We start from the raw sequence: 22,632 nt of genomic DNA, 5'->3' as shown, positions 1-22,632 counted from the left end.
CTGCTGCCGGTTATTCTCACCGCTCTGTTAGTCGCCGTCGGATTTTTTCCCTGCGCGTTTCGCTTTGGTGGCGGCGGCGATTTTACGGGTTTTATCCGACGGCTTGCGCGGCTTTTTCTCTTTTTTTGCCGGCTGGGTGCTTTTCGACTCTCCCGCTTTGCGGAAATCGCTGTCCGGCTCGAAGTTTTTACTGCCAGGGCGCGGAGCGCGGCGACGGTTACCGCTGTTTTTCGCAGCACCACGTTTTTCACGTTCGCGCTCGGTTTTACCTTCTCCGCGCGGCTTACGCTGGCTGGAGATCAGCGCGAAGTCGATCTTGCGCTCGTCCATATGCACCGCATCCACACGCACTTCCACCGTGTCGCCCAGACGATAGGTGCGGCCACCGGATTCACCGATCAACCGCTGGCCGACGGCATCAAAGCGGTAGTAGTCGTTGTCCAGGGTTGATACATGTACCAGGCCATCGATAAACAGATCGTCCAGTCGCACGAAGAAGCCAAAGCCGGTCACGCTGGAGATCACGCCGCTGAAGGTTTCACCCACCTGGTCCTGCATGAAGTCACACTTCAGCCAGTCGGCGACGTCGCGCGTCGCTTCATCAGCGCGGCGCTCGGTCATCGAACAGTGCTGACCAAACTGCAGCATCTGCTGCAGATCGTAGTGGAAACCACCGGTTGGCGTGGTGTTCCCCTGCAGCGTGTTGTTCTCTTTCGCCAGCAGATACTTAATGGCACGATGCAGCAGCAGATCCGGGTAGCGGCGGATCGGCGAGGTGAAGTGCGCGTAAGATGCCAGCGCCAGGCCGAAGTGGCCACGGTTCTCCGGATCATACACCGCCTGCTTCATGGAGCGCAGCAGCATGGTTTGCAGCATTTCATGGTCGGGACGACCGGCGATATGGCTCAGCAGCTCGGCATAGTCCAGCGGCTGAGGTTTATTGCCACCCGGCAGCGTCAGGCCCAGCTCATTCAGTACCGAGCGGAAGCTCTTGATGCTGTCATCGCTTGGACGGTCGTGATCGCGGAACAGCGCCGGTTCGTTATTCTTCTCAACGAAGCGAGCCGAGGCGATGTTGGCGAGGATCATGCATTCTTCGATCAGCTTGTGCGCATCGTTGCGGGAAACCTGCTCAATACGCTCGATACGGCGCTCGGCATTGAAGATAAACTTCGCCTCTTCCGTTTCAAACGAGATGCCGCCGCGCTGTTCACGGGACTTCTCCAGCGCCAGATACATGCGATGCAGCTCTTCCAGGTCTTTCACCAGCGGCTGATACTGCTCGCGCAGTTCCTGGTCGCCCTGCAGAATATTCCACACCTTGTTATAGGTCAGGCGCGCAAACGAGTTCATGACCGCTTCATAATGCTTGTAGCCGGTCAGTTTACCTGTGGAGGATACGGTCATCTCGCACACCATGCACAGACGATCGACTTCCGGGTTCAGCGAGCACAGGCCGTTTGACAGCACTTCCGGCAGCATCGGTACAACCTGCGACGGGAAGTACACTGATGTACCACGGTTAATCGCTTCGGCATCCAGCGGCGTACCGGGGCGTACATAGTAGCTGACGTCCGCAATGGCAACCCACAGGCGCCAGCCACCGCCGCGCTTGCGCTCGCAGAATACGGCATCATCGAAGTCGCGGGCATCTTCACCGTCAATGGTGACTAGCGGCAGATCGCGCAGATCCACACGCCCTTTTTTTGCCTCTTCCGGCACTTCCTCACTCAGATGTGCGATCTGTTTTTCCAGCTCTGGCGGCCAGACGTGCGGAATATCATGGGTGCGCAGCGCCATTTCTACGGCCAGGCTGGTGCCCATATTATCGCCAAGCACTTCGACAATCTTACCAATGGCTTTGGTCCGGCGGGTTGGGCGCTGCGTCAGCTCCACCACCACTACAAAGCCCATTTTGGCACCCATCAGCTCTTCGGCTGGGATCAAAATATCGAAGCTCAGGCGGCTGTCGTCGGGAACAACGAAGCCGACGCCGGCATCGGTAAAGTAGCGGCCAACAATTTGTGCGCTGCGCGGTTCTACTACGCGCACCACGCGCACTTCGCGGCGGCCACGGCGATCGGCGCCCATGGCCTGGGCGAGAATGATATCGCCGTGCATGCACATCTTCATCTGCTCGGCAGATAGGTACAGATCGTCTTTGCTGCCTTCAATGCGCAGGAAGCCGAAGCCATCGCGATGGCCAATGACTTTGCCTTTTAGCAGGTCCAGTCGCTCCGGCAGCGCATAGCACTGGCGGCGGGTGAAGACCAGCTGCCCGTCACGCTCCATAGCGCGCAGGCGGCGACGCAGCGCTTCAATCTGCTCTTCACCGTCGATGGATAGCTCTACCGCCAGCTCTTCCCGGCTGGCAGGCTTTTCACGTTTGTCCAGGTGAGCGAGAATAAACTCACGGCTGGGAATAGGGTTTTCGTACTTTTCAGCTTCTCTTTCCTGAAAGGGATCTTTTGACATCGAGGTTCCTCCGTTGTCAGTTGCTGAGCAACACTGGGTCATTCAGCAAAATTTTGTATAGCGGATGGTTATCTTCCACCAGGTCAGCAAGGGTGTAATTGTCCAGCTCCCGCAGGAAACTCTGGACTGCATCATGCAGCGCCTTTTTAAGGCGACAGGCAGAGGTGATATGACAGAAATCGCTGTGGCAGTTCACCAGTTGCAGCGGTTCCATATCACGAACTACCTGACCAATCACAATCTCCTCAGCCGGTCTGCCCAAGCGGATACCGCCATTCTTACCACGCGTCGCCGCGATATAACCGGCACGGCTAAGTTGATTGATAATTTTGACCATATGATTACGGGACACACCATAAGTGTCTGTCACTTCGCTGATACTGGTCATCTGGCCCTCTGGCAGAGAGGCAAGATAGATCAGCGCGCGTAAACCATAATCGGTAAAACTGGTTAGCTGCACAGTAACCTCAAGGATAAAACCCGTATTGAAGCTTTCATCCGCTTAAGAATGGACTTTGTTAGCAATGATAATAAACCAGCCACCGTAAAGGGGCGATTTTATTTAAACAAGCGGCATTGGTGATAAAGAACTGACGGGAACGGCAGGAAACCAGTGCAGGAAAGGATCTGGCCGGGCATTGCCCGGCCTGAAGTACAATTATGCGTCAAACGGGTCGCGCAGAATCATCGTTTCACTACGGTCCGGACCGGTTGAAATAATATCAATCGGTACACCGGTCACTTCTTCAACACGCCTGATGTAATCAAGCGCTGCCTGCGGCAGACCATCACGCGTTTTCACGCCAAAGGTCGTTTCGCTCCAGCCTGGCAGGGTTTCGTAGATTGGCTCGATACCTTCCCAGTTTTCGGCTGCCAGCGGAGTGGAAGTCACTTCGCTGCCGTCCGGCATGCGGTATGCCACACAGATTTTCACTTCTTTCAGGCCATCCAGCACGTCCAGTTTGGTCATGCAGAAGCCTGAGAGGGAGTTGATCTGCACGGCGCGACGCACGGCAACCGCATCCAGCCAGCCGGTACGACGACGACGGCCGGTGGTAGCACCGAACTCGTTGCCCTTCTCACACAGGAACTCGCCGGTTTCATCGAACAGTTCGGTTGGGAACGGACCTGCACCCACGCGAGTGGAGTAGGCTTTAACGATACCCAGCACGTAATCAACATAGCGCGGACCGATACCTGAACCCGTTGCCACGCCACCTGCGGTGGTGTTGGACGAGGTCACGTACGGATAGGTACCGTGGTCGATATCCAGCAGCGTACCCTGTGCGCCTTCGAACATGATCAGGTCGCCACGCTTGCGCGCACCGTCCAGCAGTTCAGACACGTCAACCACCATCCCGGTCAGGACATCGGCAATCGCCAGGGTATCCGCCAGGACTTTATCGTAGTCAACCGCGTCGGCTTTGTAGTAGTTAACCAGCTGGAAGTTATGGTATTCCATTACTTCTTTCAGTTTGGCAGCGAAGGTTTCTTTGTTGAACAGGTCACCAACGCGCAGACCGCGACGGGCAACTTTATCTTCGTATGCCGGGCCAATGCCGCGACCGGTCGTACCGATAGCTTTCGCACCGCGTGCTTTTTCGCGCGCAACGTCCAGGGCTACGTGATACTCAAGGATCAGCGGGCAGGCTTCAGAAATGAACAGACGTTCACGTACCGGGAAGCCGCGATCTTCCAGACCTTTCATCTCTTTCATCAGGGCAGCCGGAGACAGCACAACACCGTTGCCGATGATGCTGGTGACGTTTTCACGCAGGATGCCAGATGGAATTAAGTGGAGGACGGTTTTTTCACCGTTGATGACTAGCGTATGGCCAGCGTTATGGCCGCCCTGATAGCGCACTACGTATTTAGCACGTTCAGTCAGGAGGTCAACAATCTTCCCTTTACCTTCGTCACCCCATTGGGTGCCCAGTACGACGACGTTCTTACCCATTTCTCAAAATCACCGATTGCTTAAAAATGGATTCTACCATCGTCATTTTAGTCTTTCAGCTGTTTTAGCATACGATTGCGTACTTTTTTGCCGACAATCGCCATAACCGGTCGGATATCACAACCTACGGTGGATTTAGCCACCGTTACGTACGCTAATCATGTAGTAGATCACAGCCCCCGCTACAACCAGCCCACCACCAACTCTGCGCAGTAATGCATCCGGTAGCTGCGCCATCGACAAAATCATCCGCCGCCAGATACGCGGCCACAGCATCGGGCCAAGCCCTTCAAAAACCAGCACCAGGCCCACGGCCATCCACACAATTGCATTCATCTTCGTCGATCTCGTTACTGTTCTGTCTGCCGCTGCCGGGCAGGTTCCGGCCATAAAAAAAGGCCGGAAATTCCGGCCTTTCGCAGTTATAACAGATTATCAGCGCGTCGTGGTAGACGGATTCTTCATAAAGCGGAAGAAATCGCTGTCCGGGCTGAGCACCATCACGTCCTGGTTGCTCTTGAAGCTGTTCTCGTAGGCACGCAGGCTACGCATAAACGCATAGAAGTCCTGATCCTGGCTGAAGGCATCGGCAAACAGTTTCGCCGCTTCCGCATCACCCTCACCGCGGGTGATACGCGCCTGTCGTTCTGCCTGAGCACTGATGAAGGCAACTTCATAATCCGCCTGCGCGGTCACTTTTGCTGCTTCTTCATCACCCTGCGCACGCTGGCTGCGGGCAACGGATTCACGCTCGGCACGCATACGGGCAAAGATCGCGTCAGACACTTCGGTTGGCAGGTTGATCTGCTTGATGCGCACATCCACAACCTGAATACCCAGCGCAGCCATACTGTTCGGGTTGATCGACGGTTCTTTGCTTGATGTTTCACGCTCAACGCGCGCCGCAACCGAAGCAATCGCATCATCCGCCGCCGGCGTTGCCACTTCATCATCCTGACCGGCACTGCCGGTGTTCAGCGCATCGCGAACGTCGGTAGTCAGGCGTCCACGTGAGTCGGTGACGATATCTTTAACGTCCAGACGACCAATCTCAGAACGCAGGCGGTCACTGAACTTACGTTTCAGCAGCACTTCAGCCTGGGATACATCACCACCGCCGGTAGCGAGGTAGTAGCGGCTGAAATCGCTGATACGCCATTTGATATAGGAGTCAACGATCAGATCTTTCTTCTCTTTGGTCACGAAGCGGTCGGCCTGGTTATCCATGGTCTGGATACGGGCATCAAGCGGCTTCATTGACTCCAGGAATGGGATCTTAAAGTGCAGGCCTGGTTCATAGACCAGAGGCTTGTTCTCATCATCACGCAGAACTTTACCGAAGCGCATCACAATGCCGCGCTGCCCTTCCTGTACAACAAACAGTGACGCGTACAGCACCACCAGCACAACAATCAATAATACGATTAATGGCTTACGCATCGATTAATCTCTCCCTTCGCGCTGGGTATCGTTACGCTGGGAGTTCACCCGGCGCTGATCCATGATGTCGTCCGGGCTGAACGACGTACTGCTGCTGGCGCGTTCACTGCCGCTGCTGGCAGGAGGCATACGCATCAGATTGGTGCTGTCTCCGCTGCTCGCCGGGGCGCTTCCAGACTGGCCGCGCATCAGCTGATCCAGTGGCAGAACCATCAGGCTGTTGCCTTTGTCATTCACCAACACTTTACGCGTATGGCCCAGCACGCGTTCCATAGTTTCGATATACAGACGTTCACGGGTAATCTGCGGTGCGGCTTTATACTCCGGCAGAATACGTGCGAAGCTATCCACTTCACCCTGCGCTTCCAGCGTCACGCGCGCTTTATAAGCACGCGCTCTTTCCAGCGTTTCCTGCGCTTTACCACGCGCTACCGGGATTTCTCCGTTAGCGTAGGCTTCTGCTTCACGCACTTTCTGCTCACGGTTTTCACGGGCAGCAATCGCATCATCAAATGCAGCCTTCACCTCTTCCGGTGGACGCGCGGTCTGGAAGTTAACGTCCAGCAGCGTAATCCCCATATCGTAAGGGCGGATGGTTTCTTCCAGCTCGCGCTGGGTATCGCTACGCACAACGGTACGACCTTCGGTCAGAATTCGGTCCATCGTTGAACGACCAATGACACCGCGCAGGGCACTGTCAGTTGCCTGGCGCAGGCTGTCATCCGCGCTGGTCACCGAGAACAGATAGCGTTCCGGGTTGGTCACGCGGTACTGCACGTTCATTTCAACGCGCACGACGTTTTCATCAGAGGTCAGCATCGTTCCGGAGGCAGAAAGCTCGCGCACTGCCTCAACGTTGACCGCACGTACCTGATCGATAAAGGTCGGCTTCCAGTTCAGGCCGGGTTCAACCAGATGGCTGAATTTACCAAAACGTGTCACTACACCGCGTTCGGCTTCTTTGATGGTATAGAAGCCGCTACCGGCCCAAATTACCACGACAGCCGCTGCCGCGATGCTGACCAGACGCCCGGTATTACCGGAGCGACGCTGATCGTTACCGTTGCCGCCATCGCCACCTTTTTTGCCACCGCCCAGACCACCAAGCTTATTGCTCAGTTTACGGAAGATATCATCCAAATCAGGAGGACCTTTATCACGCCCTCCCTTATTTCCCCCAGAGTTGCCGCCTTGATTATTGCTGCTTCCCCACGGGTCGCGGTCCTGTCCGTTATTTCCGGGCTGATTCCACGCCATGTTTATGCTCCATTAATTGTGTGTGCGGGTGGTATCCCAAGCCGGGATACGCGTGTCAGGCATAATCAGTCAAACAATGTAATTCACCAGCTCCGGCTCCTGCTTGCACAGACGTCGCCAGTCAACGATCGGCATGCGTATGTGTAAACCTACGCTACCATCATCCTCATTCCACTCTTTTTCTATCGCCTGAAGCTGATAAAAACGACTGCGCAGCCGCCCCGCTTCCGGCGGCAAACACAAATCATACTGCGCGATTTCACCGGCCAGACGCTCAGTCAGAGCCTGGAACAGTAGCGGGACCCCTTCGCCGGTTTGTGCGGACAACCAGACGCGGATCGGCAGGTTTTCTTCATCACGATCGATACGCGGGACGAAATCTTCCAGCATATCAATCTTATTCATAATCAGCAGGCTGGGGATCTCATCAGATTCGATCTCTTCCAGCACGACGTTTACCGCTTCGATGTTTTCATCAAGACGGACATCTGCGGCATCAATGATATGCAGCAGCAGCGTCGCCTGACGCGTTTCCTGCAGCGTGGCTTTAAATGCCGCGACCAGGTCATGGGGGAGATGGCGGATAAAACCCACCGTATCCGCCAGCACAACCTCGCCCACGTCGGCAACATTCACCCGGCGCAACGTCGGGTCCAGCGTGGCAAACAGCTGATCGGCTGCGTAAACATCGGCAGACGTCAAACGGTTAAACAGGGTGGACTTACCGGCGTTGGTATAGCCCACCAGCGAAACGGTCGGCACATCGGCTTTATTGCGCGACTGCCTGCCCTGTTCACGCTGTTTCTCAACGCGCTCAAGACGGGAAAGAATGAGCGTAATACGATTTCTTAATAACCGACGGTCGGTTTCGAGCTGGGTTTCACCCGGGCCACGCAAACCAATACCGCCTTTCTGCCGCTCAAGGTGCGTCCAGCCGCGCACAAGACGTGTCGCAAGATGACGCAGCTGCGCCAGTTCTACCTGTAATTTACCTTCATGAGTTCGGGCGCGCTGGGCGAAGATATCCAGAATTAGCCCGGTACGGTCAATCACGCGGCACTCACAGAGCGCTTCAAGGTTGCGCTCCTGCGCCGGGCTGAGCGAGTGGTCAAAAAGCACCACGTAAGCCCCGCTAGCTTTAACCGCTTCGGCAATTTCTACAGCTTTTCCTTCACCGACAAAGTATTTAGGATGTGGTGCTTTACGACTACCGGTAACGACACGGAGCGCTTCGACGCCAGCGGAAGAGACCAGAGTTTCAAACTCCTGTAGATCTTCCATATCTTTGTCTTGCGAAAAATAGATGTGTACCAGTACGGCCTGCTCACCGGCATCATAACGGTCAAACAAACTTAAACCTCTCAGAACCTGGTTGAACCTGCTACCCGATGGCCATACTGCATCAAAATCAGCTTAAACATGGCGCGCCAGCTCAATAAACGGCATTTTTACGCAATATCATCCCGCCAAAATGAGATGAGAAAATCCGGATAAAACGTTTTGCCAGGACGGGGAACGACTCCCCGTCATGGATAGACAGCGGCGCTATTTATTCAGCGTCATCATTGTCTTGCTGAGGCTGAGAAGATGCCCCTTGGTTACTTCCGCCATGATGATAGTTGCTGCTACCGCCACCCGCATTATTGCTGTGATGGGAAACGGGACGGGACGGAACAACGGTAGAGATCGCGTGCTTATACACCATCTGGCTAACCGTATTTTTCAAAAGAATGACAAACTGATCAAACGACTCAATCTGCCCCTGAAGTTTGATGCCATTCACCAAATAAATCGAAACCGGAACACGTTCACGACGCAGTGCGTTCAAGAACGGATCTTGCAATGATTGCCCCTTAGCCATTCTATATTTTCCTTATATGCTTGTTGTTTGTAACTTAAGAACCTTGCGATTCGAAATACGACGTAAAAAATTTGCGCGCGATAACGCACCAATTGTACACAATCACCCAGGCTTCGCACTAAGAACGTGTAACACTCTGGAATACGCTTCTTCGGGCTGTTCACTGTCAAGCCAGTGGACCTCTTTCCAACCACGTAACCAGGTTATCTGACGTTTAGCTAACTGCCGGGTTGCGCAAATTCCCCGATAAACCATTTCATCGTAATCAATTTCACCGGACAAAAATGACCACATCTGGCGATAACCAACACAACGAATGGAAGGCATATCCGTATGCAAATCACCTCGTGCAAAGAGCACCCGAGCCTCCGCTTCAAATCCTGACGCCATCATCTGATGAAAACGCTGCTCTATTCTCTGATGGATCAGTTCACGGCTCGCTGGCGCGATAGCAAACTGGTGAACATCATACGGCAGCGCATCTCCCGACGTTTTTGTCAGTTCCGTTAAAGTTTTACCCGAAATAAAAAAAACTTCCAGTGCTCGCGAAAGTCTCTGGGGATCATTCGGATGAATACGACGTCCTGCAACGGGATCAACGTCACATAACTGGCGATGAAGCGCTTCCCAGCCCTTCTCACTCGCCATTTGCTCTATACGCTGACGCACTTCAGGATCGGCCGCGGGCAGTGGGGATAATCCTTCCAGTAACGCCTTGTAATAAAGCATGGTGCCACCAACAAGCAACGGAATATTCCCGCGTTGGGTAATCTCCGCCATTTCAGCCAGCGCATCGCGACGAAATTCTGCCGCTGAATAGCTCTCAGCGGGATCGCGGATGTCCAGCAAACGATGAGGCGCCAATGCCAGCTCTTCTGCAGAAGGCTTGGCGGTGCCGATATCCATTCCGCGATAAATCAGTGCGGAATCAACGCTAATCAGCTCTACCGGCAGCGCCTGGCGCAGGGCAATCGCCAGCGCAGTCTTACCGGAGGCCGTAGGCCCCATCAAAAATATTGCCTTAGGCAGGCCAGCCTTGGATTGTTCACTCATACTTCAGGGCATTCATCGCCGTATTAATATCAATAATTTGCACTAATCCAGAAGGTGGCGATTTTACTAGCTGCGGGCAGAGTCGTTCAACATCGGCCAGCAGGGTAATCGCCTGCGAGTGATTCCAGTGCTGATGTTCAGAAACCGACTGACGCGCTAACCACTGCGCAATCTGACTGGCTGAAACATCCTGCTGCCGGGCCAAGTAGCCTAACAGTTCTGGAATCAAGTTTTGTAAATTTTGTTGGCGTAATGGTAAAGGCACCGCGCGCAGCATCACATGCTGCCCCTCCGCAAGCAGTTCAATACCCAGCTGATTTAGCAATGGGGCCGAATGGCTCATCGCCTCTCGCTCGGCTTTATCGAGCTTGAGTCGTACCGGGATCAGCAGCGGCTGCGGTTTAAGTCCCTCCGAGCCCGGTTCCAGCTGTGCCTGCTTCAGCCAGCGTTCTGCAACAGCAAGGGCAATCAGCGATAGCCGTTCTGCACTTTCTACCAGCGCGTAATGCTGCTGTAACACCATCAGGACGCGGCCAAAACTGTGGGCGTGGCCGCTGAGCGGTGCCTCAGCTGCCGGCTGTACAGGACTTGTTTCCGGCACGGGCAGGGTAGGCTCGTTACATCGCGGCGGCGGCGTATTCATTAGTTGCCGGTAAGCCGCTCCCTCACGTTTCTGATAAACCGGCTCCTGCCGCCGGTGCGGGAACATGGCCGCAGCAAGATCGCCAGGCGAGCGTTCTGAGGAAGCACCGGCAGAAGCGCTGCGCACGCCTGCTGAAAAGGATGGTGGACCGCCAGAAGCACGGGGAGTATCTGTTGCTGTGGGCTCAAGACGGAATTCAGCTCCAGCAGAATAGTCTGCAGCCGAAGGCGCAGGCGTAGAGAAATGATTTCCGCCCGCCGCCTGGCGATTTTCAGGCTGCCAGCGATCGGCGGGAGCGCCCGACTCCAAATCCAGCAGCGTTTCCTGACCGGTTTCCTGCAGAACACTCACCACGCCCTGATAAATAAAATCATGCACCAGCCGAGACTGGTGGAAGCGCACTTCATGCTTGGCCGGGTGAACGTTGACATCGACCTGATGCGGATCGATTTCAAGATACAGTACGTAGGCAGGCTGATGCTGATCGCCCAGCTTGTCCTGATAGGCCTGGCGAATAGCGTGATTAATCAGCCGGTCACGCATCATGCGTCCGTTAACATAGCAATACTGCAGCTCGCTCAGCACCTTAGACCCGGCGGGATCGGCAACCCAGCCGCGTAGCGCCAGCTCCCCGTGCTGCCACTCAATCGCCAGCGCGTGGCTGATGAACGCGGTGCCGCAAATTGCACCCAGCCGCCGTTCGCGCTGCGTGTCATCGGTTACGCCACGGTACTGCCTCACCAGCTTGCCATTGTGGCTGAGGCTAATCGCCACATCGAAACGCGCCAGCGCAATGCGGCGCACCACTTCATCGATATGGGTAAATTCGGTCTTTTCGGTACGCATAAATTTGCGGCGGGCGGGCGTATTATAGAAGAGATCGAGCACTTCCAGCGTGGTGCCCACCGGGTGCGCCGCAGGTTTCACCGTGACAGCCTGATCGCGCCCTTCAGCGTAAGCCTGCCAGGCTTCGCTCTGCGCCTCGGTGCGCGAGGTGAGCGTCAGGCGGGATACCGAGCTGATACTGGCCAGCGCCTCGCCGCGAAAGCCGAGGCTGATAATCGCCTCAAGATCGTCAAGCGTGGTGATTTTACTGGTCGCGTGGCGGGCCAGCGCCATCGCCAGTTCGTCTTTGCTGATGCCGCTGCCGTTATCACGGATGCGAATCAGCTTTGCCCCGCCCTTTTCGATGTCGATATCAATTCGCGTTGCGCCCGCATCCAGGCTGTTTTCTACCAGCTCTTTCACCACGGAGGCCGGGCGTTCTACCACTTCGCCAGCGGCAATCTGGTTAGCAAGTTGCGGTGGTAGCACCTGAATGGGCATAACTTTCCTCAATTACGATGTAGGGATGGTCAAGGTCTGACCCAGCATCACGTTTTGCGTTTTCATCTTGTTCGCCTGCTGAATCGCCTGCGGGCTGACGCCATACTTCGCAGCAATCGCCGTCAGCGAATCACCCCGGACCACTTTATGCCGCTGCGGTTTCGCAGCTTTAACCGTGCTGGCGATCTGCTTGACGCTCCCCGCAGGCACTTTCAGCCGCTGGCCAACCCACACAACATCTTTCTTCAGCGTATTCAGGGAGCGCAGCGTTGCCATGCTGACGCCATAGTGCGCGGCAATGCCCGAAAGCGTCTCGCCGCGTTTCACGATGTGGCGCTGGGTTGCACCGGTATACCTTGTGCCTGCCGGGGCCGGATTCGCTTCTACTTCAACCGCCGCGGCGGACTGCAACGGTCGGTTTTCCTCCTTTGGGAGCGATTGTAGCGGGTGCGCCAGGAAGTAGTTGCGCAAGCCTTTATAAATCGACTCGGCAATCTTCTGCTGGTAAGCGCTACTGCCAAGCAGTCGCTCCTCCGAAGGGTTGCTGATAAAGCCGGTTTCCACCAGCAGGGACGGAATATCCGGCGAGCGCAAAACGCCCAGGCTGGCATGTTCCGGACGACGTTTATGCAGCGCACCAACGCGCTGCAGCTGAGCAATCACTTTAACGGCGACATCATAGCCTACCCGCTGCGAGTGGCCGAACTGCAGATCCAGCACCGCCTGGCTCAAGTACGGGTCAGCCTGGCTATTGGCCAGCAAATCACCCGCACCACCCAGCAGCTCAGACTGTTTCTCATGCTGTTCAAGCCAACCGGCCATTTCACTGTTAGCGCGGCGGTTAGAAAGCACCCATACGGAGGCTCCCGAAGCGCTGCGGTTTGGGGCTGCATCCGCGTGAATGGAAACCAAAAGGTTAGCATTTTGCTTACGCGCCACGTCGGAACGGCCCATCACGGAGATAAAGTAATCCCCGTCGCGGGTCATCACGCCTTTAAACATCGGATCGTCGTTCAGCAGCGCCTTAAGCTTACGGGCAATGGCGATGGTGACGTTCTTCTCTTTCAGCCCGCCGCCGCCGATAGCCCCCGGGTCCTGACCACCGTGCCCGGCATCAATGGCCACAATCACCGCATCGCTGCTGCTGGCTGAGGTGCTGCGCGGGCGAGCGGTTTGCGTTCCGCTGGTGACGGCCGTCACCGGATTAGCATTAAACGGATTTTTCTCCGGCTGGCTGCTGGTCGTGCGAGAAGCCGTACTGCTGCTGACCGCGGCCCGAGAAGTGTTACTGTTGCTGACCGGTGCCGGCCGGCTGGCCACCTTCGCCGGCCGCGAGCCGCTGATAGTAAACACCACGTCGTAGCTGCTGCCTTTTTTCTGGGTCACCGCCCGGGTTTTACCCGGCTGGGTGAGTTCGAACACCAGGCGAATACTCTGGCTGTCTTTCGCTTCGCTGGAGCGAATGCGTTTAACAATATTTTCGCCGCTGAAGGTCAGCGGCAGCCCACCGACAATACCGCTCTGGCGGATGTCCAGCACCACGCGTTCGGGATTATGCAGTGGAAAGAAAGCGTAAATCGGCTGCCCGGAAAAGCTCAATGTCACTTTGGCTTCATCGCTGCCGTTGGAGACTTTAATGTCGGAAAGGCTGGCTGCCACGGAGGCAAACGAGCAGAAAAACAGGATAAGCAAAAACCAGGATTTAATCTGCCGCATCATACCTCACCCTGCTGTGATGCAAACTGCCGCAGCATGGACTCGCCGGCAGCGGAACGCGCACGCAGTTCAGCCTGGCGTGCATGCCCCTGATAGCTCAGATGCAGCTCCATATCCGGCTCCGGTAGCACGCCGGTTCCCTGCTGCGGCCACTCCACCAGACAGATGCTGTCATTGGCGAAGTAATCGCGGATGCCCATAAACTCCAGCTCTTCCGGATCGGCCAGGCGATACAGGTCAAAATGATATACGCGGCGATCGACCAGCTCGTAGGGTTCTACCAGCGTATAGGTTGGACTTTTCACATTCCCCTGATGCCCTAAAGCCTGCAGAAATCCGCGACTGAACGTCGTTTTTCCCGCGCCCAGGTCGCCGTACAGATAAAGAGTTGCCGCGCCGTCACAGACGCGGGCCAGTTGGGCACCCAATGCGAGGGTTGCTGCCTCATCGGGCAACGCGATTACACAGGTCATCATTCTTTTTATTCGACATCTCAGGATTGACAAACAGATACAGCACGGAAAACAGATCGGTGGCTAACATGCCGCGTGTACCATAGCGTGCGGCCACCGCGTCGGCTGCCGCTCCGTGCGCAACGCATCCTGCGCAGGCTGCATCGTAGAGCGAAAATTTTTGCCCCGCAAGGCTACCGATGATGCCAGATAACACATCTCCCATACCACCGCTGGCCATACCGGCGTTACCTACATCGGCAATCGCCAGTTTACCGCTCTCTTCCGCGACCAGCGTTCCGGCACCTTTCAGTACCACCACGCCGCCATAGCGCTTTACCAGCCGCCGCACCGCAAGTAAGCGGTCGCTTTCAATTTCACTCACTTTCACGTTCAGCAGGCGCGCTGCTTCACCGGGATGCGGCGTAATAATCCGATTTTGACGTTTATCGGGACTGATTGCCAGCAGGTTAAGCGCATCGGCATCCCAAAGCATCGGTTTATGAGAGTTTTCTACTTTTTTCAGCGCTTTTTTACCCCATGCCCTTTGTCCCATTCCCGGCCCAATCACAATAAAATCAGCCCATTCCAACCCGTCATCCAGAGCTGAAGCGGTTAACTCCTGCACCATCAGCTCGGGTCGCGCCGTCAGTAACGAAGCAACGTTCTCAATGTGAGTAAGTACTCGCACAAGACCAGATCCGGCGCGCAAAGCCGCTTCAGCCGCCATACGAATAGCCCCAGCGGTACCGTGATCGCCGCCAATCAGCAGCAGGCGGCCGTGATCGCCCTTGTGGGAAGTGGCCTGCCGAGGTTTCAGCCAGTGGGAAAGATAACCGGCATCATAGCGGGCGATGGGGGCCTGCTGCGTTATCAGCCAGGGATCAAGATTCAGCCTGTGATAATCAAGTTGCCCAACGTGATCGCGCGCTTTTCCGGTCAGTAAACCTGGTTTAAGGGCGATAAACGTCAGGGTGAATGTTGCTTCGATGGCCATACCAGGCGTAGTGCCGTTAGCGGACACTAACCCAGATGGCACATCAACGGCAAAAACCGGTGCCGGATGGCGATTTGCCTGCTCAATCAGGCGATCGTAAGGTGCGGCCGGAGCCCGGTTCATCCCGGTACCCAGCAGCGCATCGACAATCACATCCAGATCGTCCGGCCAGTCAATCGCCGTATCGTGAATCACACCTCCGGCGGCAAGCCAGGCAGCACGCGCCTGCTGCGCTTCATCCGGCAGCGCACGACGACCTTCCACGGCGATAAGCGTGGCCGCCAGTCCGGCAGCTTTCGCCAGCCGCGCGATGATAAAACCATCCCCGCCATTGTTGCCATGCCCGCAGAGGATCAGCCAGCGTTGGGATTCCGGCCACAGGCTCCGTATCCGGTTAAACGCCGCTTCCCCCGCCCGCTGCATCAGTTCAAAGAGGGTAATTCCCTGCGCATCAGCGCCTTCCCGCTCAAGCTGCGCTATCGCCTCCACAGGCCAGACAGAATAGGGTAAACTGATGTTGTCTTTCTGCTGGTTCAGGTTCTTCATGTCGCATCCTCTCGATTTCCATCAACTCGCCCTGGATATTAAACAGTGGGGGCTGTCGCTCGGCTTTCAGCAGGTCGGTATCTGCGATACCGATTTAACGCTGGAGGAGCCGCGCCTGCAGGCCTGGCTGGATAAACAATACCACGGGGAGATGGACTGGATGGCACGTCACGGCATGATGCGCGCCCGTCCCCATGAATTGATGCCAGGCACGCTACGGGTGATCAGCGTGCGTATGAATTACCTGCCTGCAAAAGCATCGTTTGCCAGCACGCTGCGGAATCCCCAACTGGGCTATGTTAGCCGTTATGCTCTTGGTCGTGATTACCACAAAGTATTGCGTAATCGTCTAAAAAAGTTAGGCGATATGATCCGCGAGCGCTGCGAGGAAGCGCAATTTCGTCCTTTTGTTGATTCAGCACCGGTGCTGGAACGTCCACTGGCGGCAAAAGCAGGGCTCGGCTGGACCGGTAAACATTCACTGATCCTGAATCGCGAAGCGGGATCGTGGTTTTTCCTTGGTGAACTGCTGATCGACCTCCCCCTCCCCGTAGACAGCCCGGTGGAAGAGAACTGCGGACGCTGCGTGGCCTGTATCACCACCTGCCCAACCGGGGCGATTGTAGAACCCTATAAGGTCGATGCGCGGCGCTGTATTTCCTATCTGACCATTGAGCTGGAGGGTGCCATCCCAGAGGAATTCCGGCCGCTGATTGGTAACCGCATCTACGGCTGCGATGACTGCCAGCTAATCTGTCCATGGAACCGCTACGGCCAGCTGACTGATGAGGATGATTTCAGCCCACGAGCCGTCCTGCATGCTCCGCCGCTTATCGATCTGTTCGCCTGGGACGAGGCAAAATTCCTGAGGGTGACCGAGGGATCGGCGATTCGACGTATCGGGCACCTGCGCTGGCTGCGTAACGTGGCCGTCGCGTTGGGTAATGCCCCCTGGAACGAATCGCACCTTCAGGCTTTAGGGGCAAGACTGGGGGAAAATGACATGCTGGATGAGCACATACGCTGGGCAATCAGCTGCCAGCTGGCAAAACGCGATGAGAATGTTATTGAGGTTCAAAGCAGCCAGCAACGACGCCTGGTCCGAGCGGTAGAGAAAGGATTACCGCGTGATGCTTAAATGCACAATCGGGTCAATTTTTACCGCAGCAGATCTTTCCACACGCTGTGAATAAAAATAAAAAAGCTTTGTCATTCAACCCTCACAGAAATGACAAGCGATCCAGATAACATTTTGAAATATTAATAAATAGATAAAAAACAACAAGTTAGAAGTAAATCATGGGAATTTGCCGATCGAGCAATTGCTGGCAGAAGAAAACTATCCTGTGGATAACTCTGTTCAAAACAATTTTCGTTTGGTAATGAAAAACAAACATTCTTCAGCAGTAGGCTGTGGATAATTTGACAATTATGATGAGATAAAAATTATTGGAGCGGGAAACGAGACTCGAACTCGCGACCCCGACCTTGGCAAGGTCGTGCTCTACCAACTGAGCTATTCCCGCTTAGAAGTGGTGCTGCTTTACTGTACGACAATTCTGTAACTTACTGATTTTTCTAGCTTTCCCCCTCAATTTCCGAGGAGAGGTCGCTATTATGGACCGGTTTGGTAGCCGCTGGCAAGACCCGAGTCAAAAAAAATTCACATGGTTCTCATTTTTTCGCTCAGTGCGGCGTCATTCCCCTGAAAACCATCACTTTACGAGCATGCCGGCTCCTTTCTGAATGGGTTTAATCCGTCGTTTTCGGCAGGTTGTTCTCAAGAAACGCGATAACAAGATCGGCGATTTGATGGTGAATCTCCTGTCTGCCTCGGTTTCCTCCATCCTTACAGAGAATTTCCTGTCCTTCACCCGCCAGTATTTCTATCATTAATTTAAAGGGTAAATGGCGGCGTGAAGCGGGATTTGAGACGGGCGCACATCTCACCGTCAAAATAACCGACGGTTGTATTGTGCTGGTTCTGGGCAGTGATGAAGTGGACGACCTGAAGCATGAACAGGAAGAGTTACGCCAGCAACTGCGGGATATTAAGCTGGCTAATCAGAATATAAAGAACGCCGCTAAAGCGGCGCTCCTGAAAATACCGGGTTTAACCGGGTAAGTACATAAAACTAGCCGGGAAATTCATACGATCTTCCCAACTATAATTTAAAATTAAATAGAATTTCTATATTTGAGAAAGTAAATCCATAGCCCTTTCATATTCATATGCTAGTAAATCATCATCTCTTTTATAAGTTAAAGCCTTTTCCAAAAGAGATCTTGCTTCACTTTTCGAACCTGATAGACAAAGTACATCCCCAAGACACACTAAAGACTGAACCAAAGTAACAAGGTCATTATCACTCTCAGCCTGTACTATTGCTTCTCTAAGAGATATTACTGCTCGATCCATTTGTCCTCGGTCCAAAAGCATTAAAGCTTTTTGTAGAATATATTGGGATTTCATAATACTCCTTAATCGTTAACCACATTTACCGCCATATCTTTTGGAAAAATTGCGTGATGAATTAGGAATGTTATGCTCCCGCATCATACCTTTTATATTATCCTGAAGATCGGCCTGACTAAAGTTTGGGTTCTTATCAAACCATGATTTCCATTGGTCATTCCATCCACTCCTATGGACATCAGAATGTAAAGAATTTGGTATTTGAGAAATCTGACGATGAATATAATCGGTCGGGTTTGCAATTCCAGCATTTTTCATTTGGGCCATAAAGGCTGGGTCATTCATCATCGCTTGAGGTATCAAATGATGATCCCGCATTGATGCTGGGCCATAACGATCTCTCCAAGTAGATGTGGTTCTAGACAGCCCCCCAGCCGTAGACCCTGTAACCGTTTGAGACAACCCCAGCGGATCTATATACGACAGCGCATTAGGCGCATACGCGTATAAGTTCAGTCCCCCCGCCAACCCTATCGGGTCATAAGAACGGAACCAACCTATTTTCCAGTCATACCCTCAATTTGGAACGTACTATCAGTCTATTAAAACGCATGGCAAACGACCATAACTAAAAACAGAATGTTACTCCATCCTGAGTGATACACCAACAGAGACGATACCAAGCGCCCGAAGATAAATGGCGGCGTGAAGCGGGATTTGAGACGGGCGCACATCTCACCGTCAAAATAACCGACGGTTGTATTGTGCTGGTTCTGGACAGTGATGAAGTGGACGACCTGAAACATGAGCAGGAAGCCCTGCGCCAGCAACTGCGGGATATTAAGCAGGCTAACCGGGATATGAAGAACGCCGCAAAAACGGCACTCCTGAAAATACCGGGTTTAACCGGGTAAATGCATAAAAATAGCCGGGAAGATCGAGAGATCTTTTCCGGCTATTTTCATTTAAATACTTTTCAATAAAGACTTAACAAGGTAATCAGAATGAGGATTTAATTCCGGTATATTTCTCCCCTCATCTTCTGATATAGAAAATACATTTCCAAAAATGTCTTTCTTCTTAAAAAAATCACCAATCCCATAAGAGAAATAAATATCCGTTACGTTTTCAGGGGAAAAATTATTCTGATGACCAACTATCCTCCAATCACTTTCTGAGTGTATTTTTCTGTCGAACAAACCATAAGTATCAATTACTATTGGAGAAACAATTCGTTTAGACGAATTAATTATGTTTTCATCTATCTTAGGATTAGTTGACATATAATCAAATAACTCAACAACATGACCACCCGTAATTTTCGCTATAACTCGCCCAAAACCGTATTTATTATCATCCAATTTAAAACAAAATATACCTCCAGGCTTAACAAAGCGGAGCATTGTTTTTGGTTTTTTATCCCAACCCCAAAATTTAAAATCACTCATCCGCATCCCCCTCCACCTTAGCCTTTCTTTATAGCTAATCGATCAATGAAAAAACCAACTCTTTAATATACATATCTCGTCTTGATGTAAACGTAAGGTATTTTACTTTATCTTTCTCATCGATAGCTTCTTCATTATTAAAAACATCAACTTTTTTACATGAATTTCCAACTCCATACGTAAAATAAACATTTTCTACATTCGTTGGAACATAGTCATTCTGATGCCCTATAATTCTCCAATCACCTTCCGGCTCTATCTTTTTATCAAATAAAGTATAGGTATCTAGAATAATTAACTCAGTAAGACGATGTGAATTAGATATATCCATCTCTGTAACTCTCGGAAATGAAGATATGAAGTCAAATATTTCAGCCACATGCCCCATGCTTATTTTTGAAATAATTCGCCCGAAGCAATACCTTTTTTCATCCAAACGAAAACAGAATATATCACCAAGCTTCACATATCGAAGCATGGTCCTTGGTTTTTTATCCCAGCCCCAAAATTTATAATTACTCATTAGCAACCCTTACCTCGTATTTTTGAACCACCTTTCTTACTATCGTAAGCATCCCTGAATGCATCAGCACGTGTATCGTTTCGGCCATGATCGAATGAGTTATATTTATTTCCTCGGTTTGTGGAAGATATTTCATCGCCTATGACACCTGTCCGTGTTCCATACTCTTCTATATAAAACTGTTCATAACCACGTGCTTGACCATATGTGACATTTTGGTCTAAAGGAATCATTTCAGCATTACCTCCTAATCGACCTGTTTTAATATGTTCAGTAGCTCTTCGATCAAGATTATCCGTGATACCTACATAATAAGGCTTTGATGCGCCAGGTTCATATAATCCATAGACACTATATCCAGGCGCATTAACATCCGTTAATCCCCACGGATCAATCCAGCTTAACGGATTCGGTGCATACTGATAAAGATTCAGCCCACCCAGTAACCCAATCGGGTCAGGTGTGATAAATCGCCCAACCTCAGGTGCATAATATCGATAGGTATTGTAGTGCAGCCCGGTTGTAGTGGCACAGTAAATTTGGCCACCTGATTAAAGGTGATATTCTCACCTCAACATAAAACAGGTGACTTAATGAACAAGAAAACTAAGCGTACTTTCACCCCTGAGTTCAGGCTGGAATGTGCACAGCTGATTGTTGATAAGGGCTACTCATATCGACAAGCCAGTGAAGCGATGAATGTCGGTTCTACCACCCTTGAGAGCTGGGTACGCCAGCTCCGGCGAGAGCGTCAGGGCATTACGCCCTCTGCGACGCCTATCTCCCCGGAGCAGCAACGTATCCGCGAACTGGAAAAGCAGGTTCGCCGTCTGGAGGAGCAGAATACGATATTAAAAAAGGCTACAGCGCTCCCGATGTCCGACTCGCTGAACGGTTCACGATAGTTGCCAGACTGAGTGACAGCCACCCGGTGGTCAGCCTCTGTTCCGCTCTGGAAATACACCGCAGCAGTTACCGGTACTGGCGAAAACGACGCGATACTGTTAATCCGGCGCAGGTCAGGTTGTGCAGCGAAATACGCCGGGCGTGGAACCAGAGCCGGGGCTCTGCAGGCGCACGCACTCTGGCAGAAATGCTGACTCAAAACGGCGTCCCGATGAGCCGTTACCGTGCGGGGCGGCTGATGAAATACCTGAACCTGAGCAGTTGCCAGCCTGGAAAACATCAGTATAAAAATGCCCGTCAGGAGCATACATGCCTGCCGAATCTGCTCGAGCGTCAGTTTGCCGTACCGGAACCAGACAGGGTATGGTGCGGAGACATTACGTATATCCGGGCAGGGAATCGCTGGTGTTATCTGGCGGTCGTCATGGATCTTTTCGCCCGGAGGGTTATCGGCTGGAGTTTGTCAGAAAATGCCAATACAGCGCTGATAAGCAGTGCCCTGCGGATGGCATATGAGACGCGAGGCCAGCCGTGTGATGTTATGTTCCACAGCGATCAGGGAAGCCAGTATACAGGCCTGAAATATCAACAACTTCTCTGGCGTTACAGAATAAAGCAAAGCGTTAGCAGGCGGGGAAATTGCTGGGATAACAGCCCCATGGAGCGCTTCTTCCGCAGCCTGAAAACAGAATGGATGCCGGCGAATGGTTACGCAGGCAAGGACGAGGCCCGGCGACAAATCAGTGGTTATATATTGAACTACTACAATAGCATCAGGCCTCACCATTACAACGGTGGACTGGCACCTGAAGAATCAGAGAACATATACTGTTTTTACTGTAAAACCGTGGCCAATATTACTTGACCACTACATTTATCTTAATGGAACAGGTAAACGACGAGTGAGAGGCCGGAGTTTTTCTCTGTCATCCCACAGGCCAGGGAATACCTCGAACTTAAGATCATCCCGATTAATACCTGTATCAAAGTAGCGACATAGACGGTCACTGAGATCTTCATGCCCCCACATATTGTCTAATTCATATTGCTCAATAAACTCACGATCCTGAGGAAGCGTTAAATCTTCTTTTATTATAGGCGCTTGAGTGACACTAACATTACCATCAGGACCAAGATCTATTATTTTCCCTCCCATAAATAAAAAACTATCTCTATTTCCGGGATAATGCTCATTATCCATAGAGCTATATGCACGAATCCAATACGACTCATAAGGTTTACTACTTGATACAACTGATTTTTCTTTTATTTTTTCAGTAACTAAATACTTATTTATTACATTTCCAACGAAGACTCTGAATAATGGTTTTACTTTATTCAGATCTACATTTTTCCACACACCATCAGCGTTAGAGATATCATAAAATCGCATTGCTGGACTGGTTAGCATCTGGCCTATGGTATATAAACCATCGCGCAGCTTGATGTTAACCAGATCACCATCTTTCCAGATAATTCGTTTAGCCATAGATAAAACGCCTTTAACAGTGTAAGTATCCCAGCTTTAGTTCCACACACGAGATTTCCGTGTTCTCGGCCATCAGCCGGTATTCTTCCGGCGTCAGGTTATTCAGGGATTCATGGGGCCGCTCGCT

The 22,632-nt window shown here is 52.5% G+C and carries 23 protein-coding genes, 1 tRNA gene and 2 pseudogenes; 5 read left to right on the top strand and 21 right to left on the bottom strand.

Annotation, left to right across the window (positions count from 1 at the left end; all coding sequences use genetic code 11):
• Positions 1–27 precede the first annotated feature (27 nt).
• The 13 genes from rnr to nnr form a co-directional block, all read right to left on the bottom strand.
• Positions 28–2,475: a ribonuclease R gene (gene rnr, locus AC07U6_RS14920; RefSeq protein ID WP_494763971.1), complete on the bottom strand. Its 2,448-nt coding sequence runs from the start codon at positions 2,473–2,475 to the stop codon at positions 28–30.
• Positions 2,476–2,491: 16 nt separating this feature from the next.
• Complete coding sequence (gene nsrR, locus AC07U6_RS14915) at positions 2,492–2,935, bottom strand: nitric oxide-sensing transcriptional repressor NsrR (RefSeq protein ID WP_494763972.1); 444 nt, start codon at positions 2,933–2,935, stop codon at positions 2,492–2,494.
• 198 nt (positions 2,936–3,133) lie between these two features.
• Positions 3,134–4,432, bottom strand: a complete 1,299-nt coding sequence (locus tag AC07U6_RS14910; protein WP_494763973.1) for an adenylosuccinate synthase — start codon at positions 4,430–4,432, stop codon at positions 3,134–3,136.
• Positions 4,433–4,567: 135 nt separating this feature from the next.
• The gene (locus AC07U6_RS14905) at positions 4,568–4,768 is read right to left on the bottom strand and encodes a DUF2065 domain-containing protein (protein ID WP_105592084.1); all 201 of its coding nucleotides are present in this window, start codon (positions 4,766–4,768) and stop codon (positions 4,568–4,570) included.
• Between the two features lie 99 nt (positions 4,769–4,867).
• Positions 4,868–5,872, bottom strand: a complete 1,005-nt coding sequence (gene hflC, locus AC07U6_RS14900) for a protease modulator HflC (protein ID WP_494763974.1) — start codon at positions 5,870–5,872, stop codon at positions 4,868–4,870.
• A 3-nt stretch (positions 5,873–5,875) separates the two neighbouring features.
• Entirely contained in the window at positions 5,876–7,129 is a 1,254-nt protein-coding gene (hflK, locus tag AC07U6_RS14895; protein ID WP_494763975.1) for an FtsH protease activity modulator HflK, read from the bottom strand.
• 69 nt (positions 7,130–7,198) lie between these two features.
• Positions 7,199–8,479: a ribosome rescue GTPase HflX gene (hflX, locus tag AC07U6_RS14890; RefSeq protein WP_494763976.1), complete on the bottom strand. Its 1,281-nt coding sequence runs from the start codon at positions 8,477–8,479 to the stop codon at positions 7,199–7,201.
• A 199-nt stretch (positions 8,480–8,678) separates the two neighbouring features.
• Positions 8,679–8,990: an RNA chaperone Hfq gene (gene hfq / locus AC07U6_RS14885; RefSeq protein WP_205065826.1), complete on the bottom strand. Its 312-nt coding sequence runs from the start codon at positions 8,988–8,990 to the stop codon at positions 8,679–8,681.
• Between the two features lie 102 nt (positions 8,991–9,092).
• Positions 9,093–10,043: a tRNA (adenosine(37)-N6)-dimethylallyltransferase MiaA gene (miaA, locus tag AC07U6_RS14880; RefSeq protein WP_494763977.1), complete on the bottom strand. Its 951-nt coding sequence runs from the start codon at positions 10,041–10,043 to the stop codon at positions 9,093–9,095.
• Positions 10,036–12,012, bottom strand: coding sequence for a DNA mismatch repair endonuclease MutL (gene mutL / locus AC07U6_RS14875; protein WP_494763978.1), 1,977 nt, complete (start codon positions 12,010–12,012; stop codon positions 10,036–10,038). The genes miaA and mutL overlap by 8 nt, the downstream gene beginning before the upstream one ends.
• Before the next feature lie 12 nt (positions 12,013–12,024).
• The gene (gene amiB, locus AC07U6_RS14870; RefSeq protein WP_494764564.1) at positions 12,025–13,728 is read right to left on the bottom strand and encodes an N-acetylmuramoyl-L-alanine amidase AmiB; all 1,704 of its coding nucleotides are present in this window, start codon (positions 13,726–13,728) and stop codon (positions 12,025–12,027) included.
• Entirely contained in the window at positions 13,728–14,204 is a 477-nt protein-coding gene (gene tsaE / locus AC07U6_RS14865; RefSeq protein ID WP_494763979.1) for a tRNA (adenosine(37)-N6)-threonylcarbamoyltransferase complex ATPase subunit type 1 TsaE, read from the bottom strand. The genes amiB and tsaE overlap by 1 nt, the downstream gene beginning before the upstream one ends.
• A complete protein-coding gene (gene nnr / locus AC07U6_RS14860; protein ID WP_494763980.1) occupies positions 14,173–15,723 on the bottom strand; it encodes a bifunctional ADP-dependent NAD(P)H-hydrate dehydratase/NAD(P)H-hydrate epimerase in 1,551 nt (516 codons plus the stop codon). Before nnr ends, tsaE begins: the two co-directional genes overlap by 32 nt.
• Between nnr and queG the strand changes: the two genes are divergently transcribed.
• Positions 15,722–16,861 (top strand): tRNA epoxyqueuosine(34) reductase QueG, encoded by a 1,140-nt coding sequence (queG, locus tag AC07U6_RS14855; protein WP_494763981.1) that lies wholly within the window; start codon positions 15,722–15,724, stop codon positions 16,859–16,861. The genes nnr and queG overlap by 2 nt on opposite strands.
• A gap of 312 nt (positions 16,862–17,173) precedes the next feature.
• Here queG and AC07U6_RS14850 read toward each other — a convergent pair.
• Positions 17,174–17,249, bottom strand: a tRNA-Gly gene (locus AC07U6_RS14850).
• A gap of 293 nt (positions 17,250–17,542) precedes the next feature.
• On the opposite strand from AC07U6_RS14850, the pseudogene AC07U6_RS14845 reads away from it, so the two are divergent.
• A pseudogene (locus AC07U6_RS14845) lies at positions 17,543–17,659 on the top strand (hypothetical protein); the annotation flags it as partial.
• A 39-nt stretch (positions 17,660–17,698) separates the two neighbouring features.
• A complete protein-coding gene (locus tag AC07U6_RS14840) occupies positions 17,699–17,848 on the top strand; it encodes a hypothetical protein (protein ID WP_494763982.1) in 150 nt (49 codons plus the stop codon).
• A 66-nt stretch (positions 17,849–17,914) separates the two neighbouring features.
• On the opposite strand, the gene AC07U6_RS14835 is transcribed toward AC07U6_RS14840, so the two are convergent.
• Positions 17,915–18,196 (bottom strand): hypothetical protein, encoded by a 282-nt coding sequence (locus AC07U6_RS14835; protein WP_494763983.1) that lies wholly within the window; start codon positions 18,194–18,196, stop codon positions 17,915–17,917.
• Between the two features lie 15 nt (positions 18,197–18,211).
• Entirely contained in the window at positions 18,212–18,502 is a 291-nt protein-coding gene (locus tag AC07U6_RS14830; RefSeq protein WP_494764597.1) for a hypothetical protein, read from the bottom strand.
• 401 nt (positions 18,503–18,903) lie between these two features.
• Between AC07U6_RS14830 and AC07U6_RS14825 the strand changes: the two genes are divergently transcribed.
• Entirely contained in the window at positions 18,904–19,053 is a 150-nt protein-coding gene (locus AC07U6_RS14825) for a hypothetical protein (protein ID WP_494763984.1), read from the top strand.
• A gap of 51 nt (positions 19,054–19,104) precedes the next feature.
• On the opposite strand, the gene AC07U6_RS14820 is transcribed toward AC07U6_RS14825, so the two are convergent.
• From AC07U6_RS14820 to AC07U6_RS14805, 4 genes and pseudogenes are all read right to left on the bottom strand, one after another.
• Complete coding sequence (locus tag AC07U6_RS14820; protein WP_494763985.1) at positions 19,105–19,587, bottom strand: immunity 26/phosphotriesterase HocA family protein; 483 nt, start codon at positions 19,585–19,587, stop codon at positions 19,105–19,107.
• Between the two features lie 34 nt (positions 19,588–19,621).
• On the bottom strand, positions 19,622–20,110 hold the full coding sequence (locus tag AC07U6_RS14815) for an Imm26 family immunity protein (RefSeq protein WP_494763986.1): 489 nt from the start codon (positions 20,108–20,110) through the stop codon (positions 19,622–19,624).
• Positions 20,110–20,343 (bottom strand): hypothetical protein, encoded by a 234-nt coding sequence (locus AC07U6_RS14810; protein WP_494763987.1) that lies wholly within the window; start codon positions 20,341–20,343, stop codon positions 20,110–20,112. The genes AC07U6_RS14815 and AC07U6_RS14810 overlap by 1 nt, the downstream gene beginning before the upstream one ends.
• Positions 20,344–20,484: 141 nt before the next feature.
• Positions 20,485–20,646 (bottom strand): annotated as a pseudogene (locus tag AC07U6_RS14805) (RHS repeat-associated core domain-containing protein); the annotation flags it as partial.
• A gap of 21 nt (positions 20,647–20,667) precedes the next feature.
• Here AC07U6_RS14805 and AC07U6_RS14800 point away from each other — a divergent pair.
• A protein-coding gene (locus AC07U6_RS14800) for an IS3 family transposase (protein WP_494763988.1) occupies positions 20,668–21,881 on the top strand; the annotation gives its coding sequence in 2 pieces (ribosomal slippage) (positions 20,668–20,962 and positions 20,962–21,881; 1,215 coding nt in all).
• Between the two features lie 9 nt (positions 21,882–21,890).
• Here the strand turns inward: AC07U6_RS14800 and AC07U6_RS14795 are convergent.
• Complete coding sequence (locus tag AC07U6_RS14795) at positions 21,891–22,505, bottom strand: DUF8309 domain-containing protein (protein WP_494763989.1); 615 nt, start codon at positions 22,503–22,505, stop codon at positions 21,891–21,893.
• Between the last annotated feature and the right edge of the window lie 127 nt (positions 22,506–22,632).

The organism is Erwinia sp. GW821-FHT03D09, from assembly GCF_059420805.1.
Note: the sequence above shows the minus strand (reverse complement) of the source record. Positions and strands in the feature narration are given on the sequence as shown.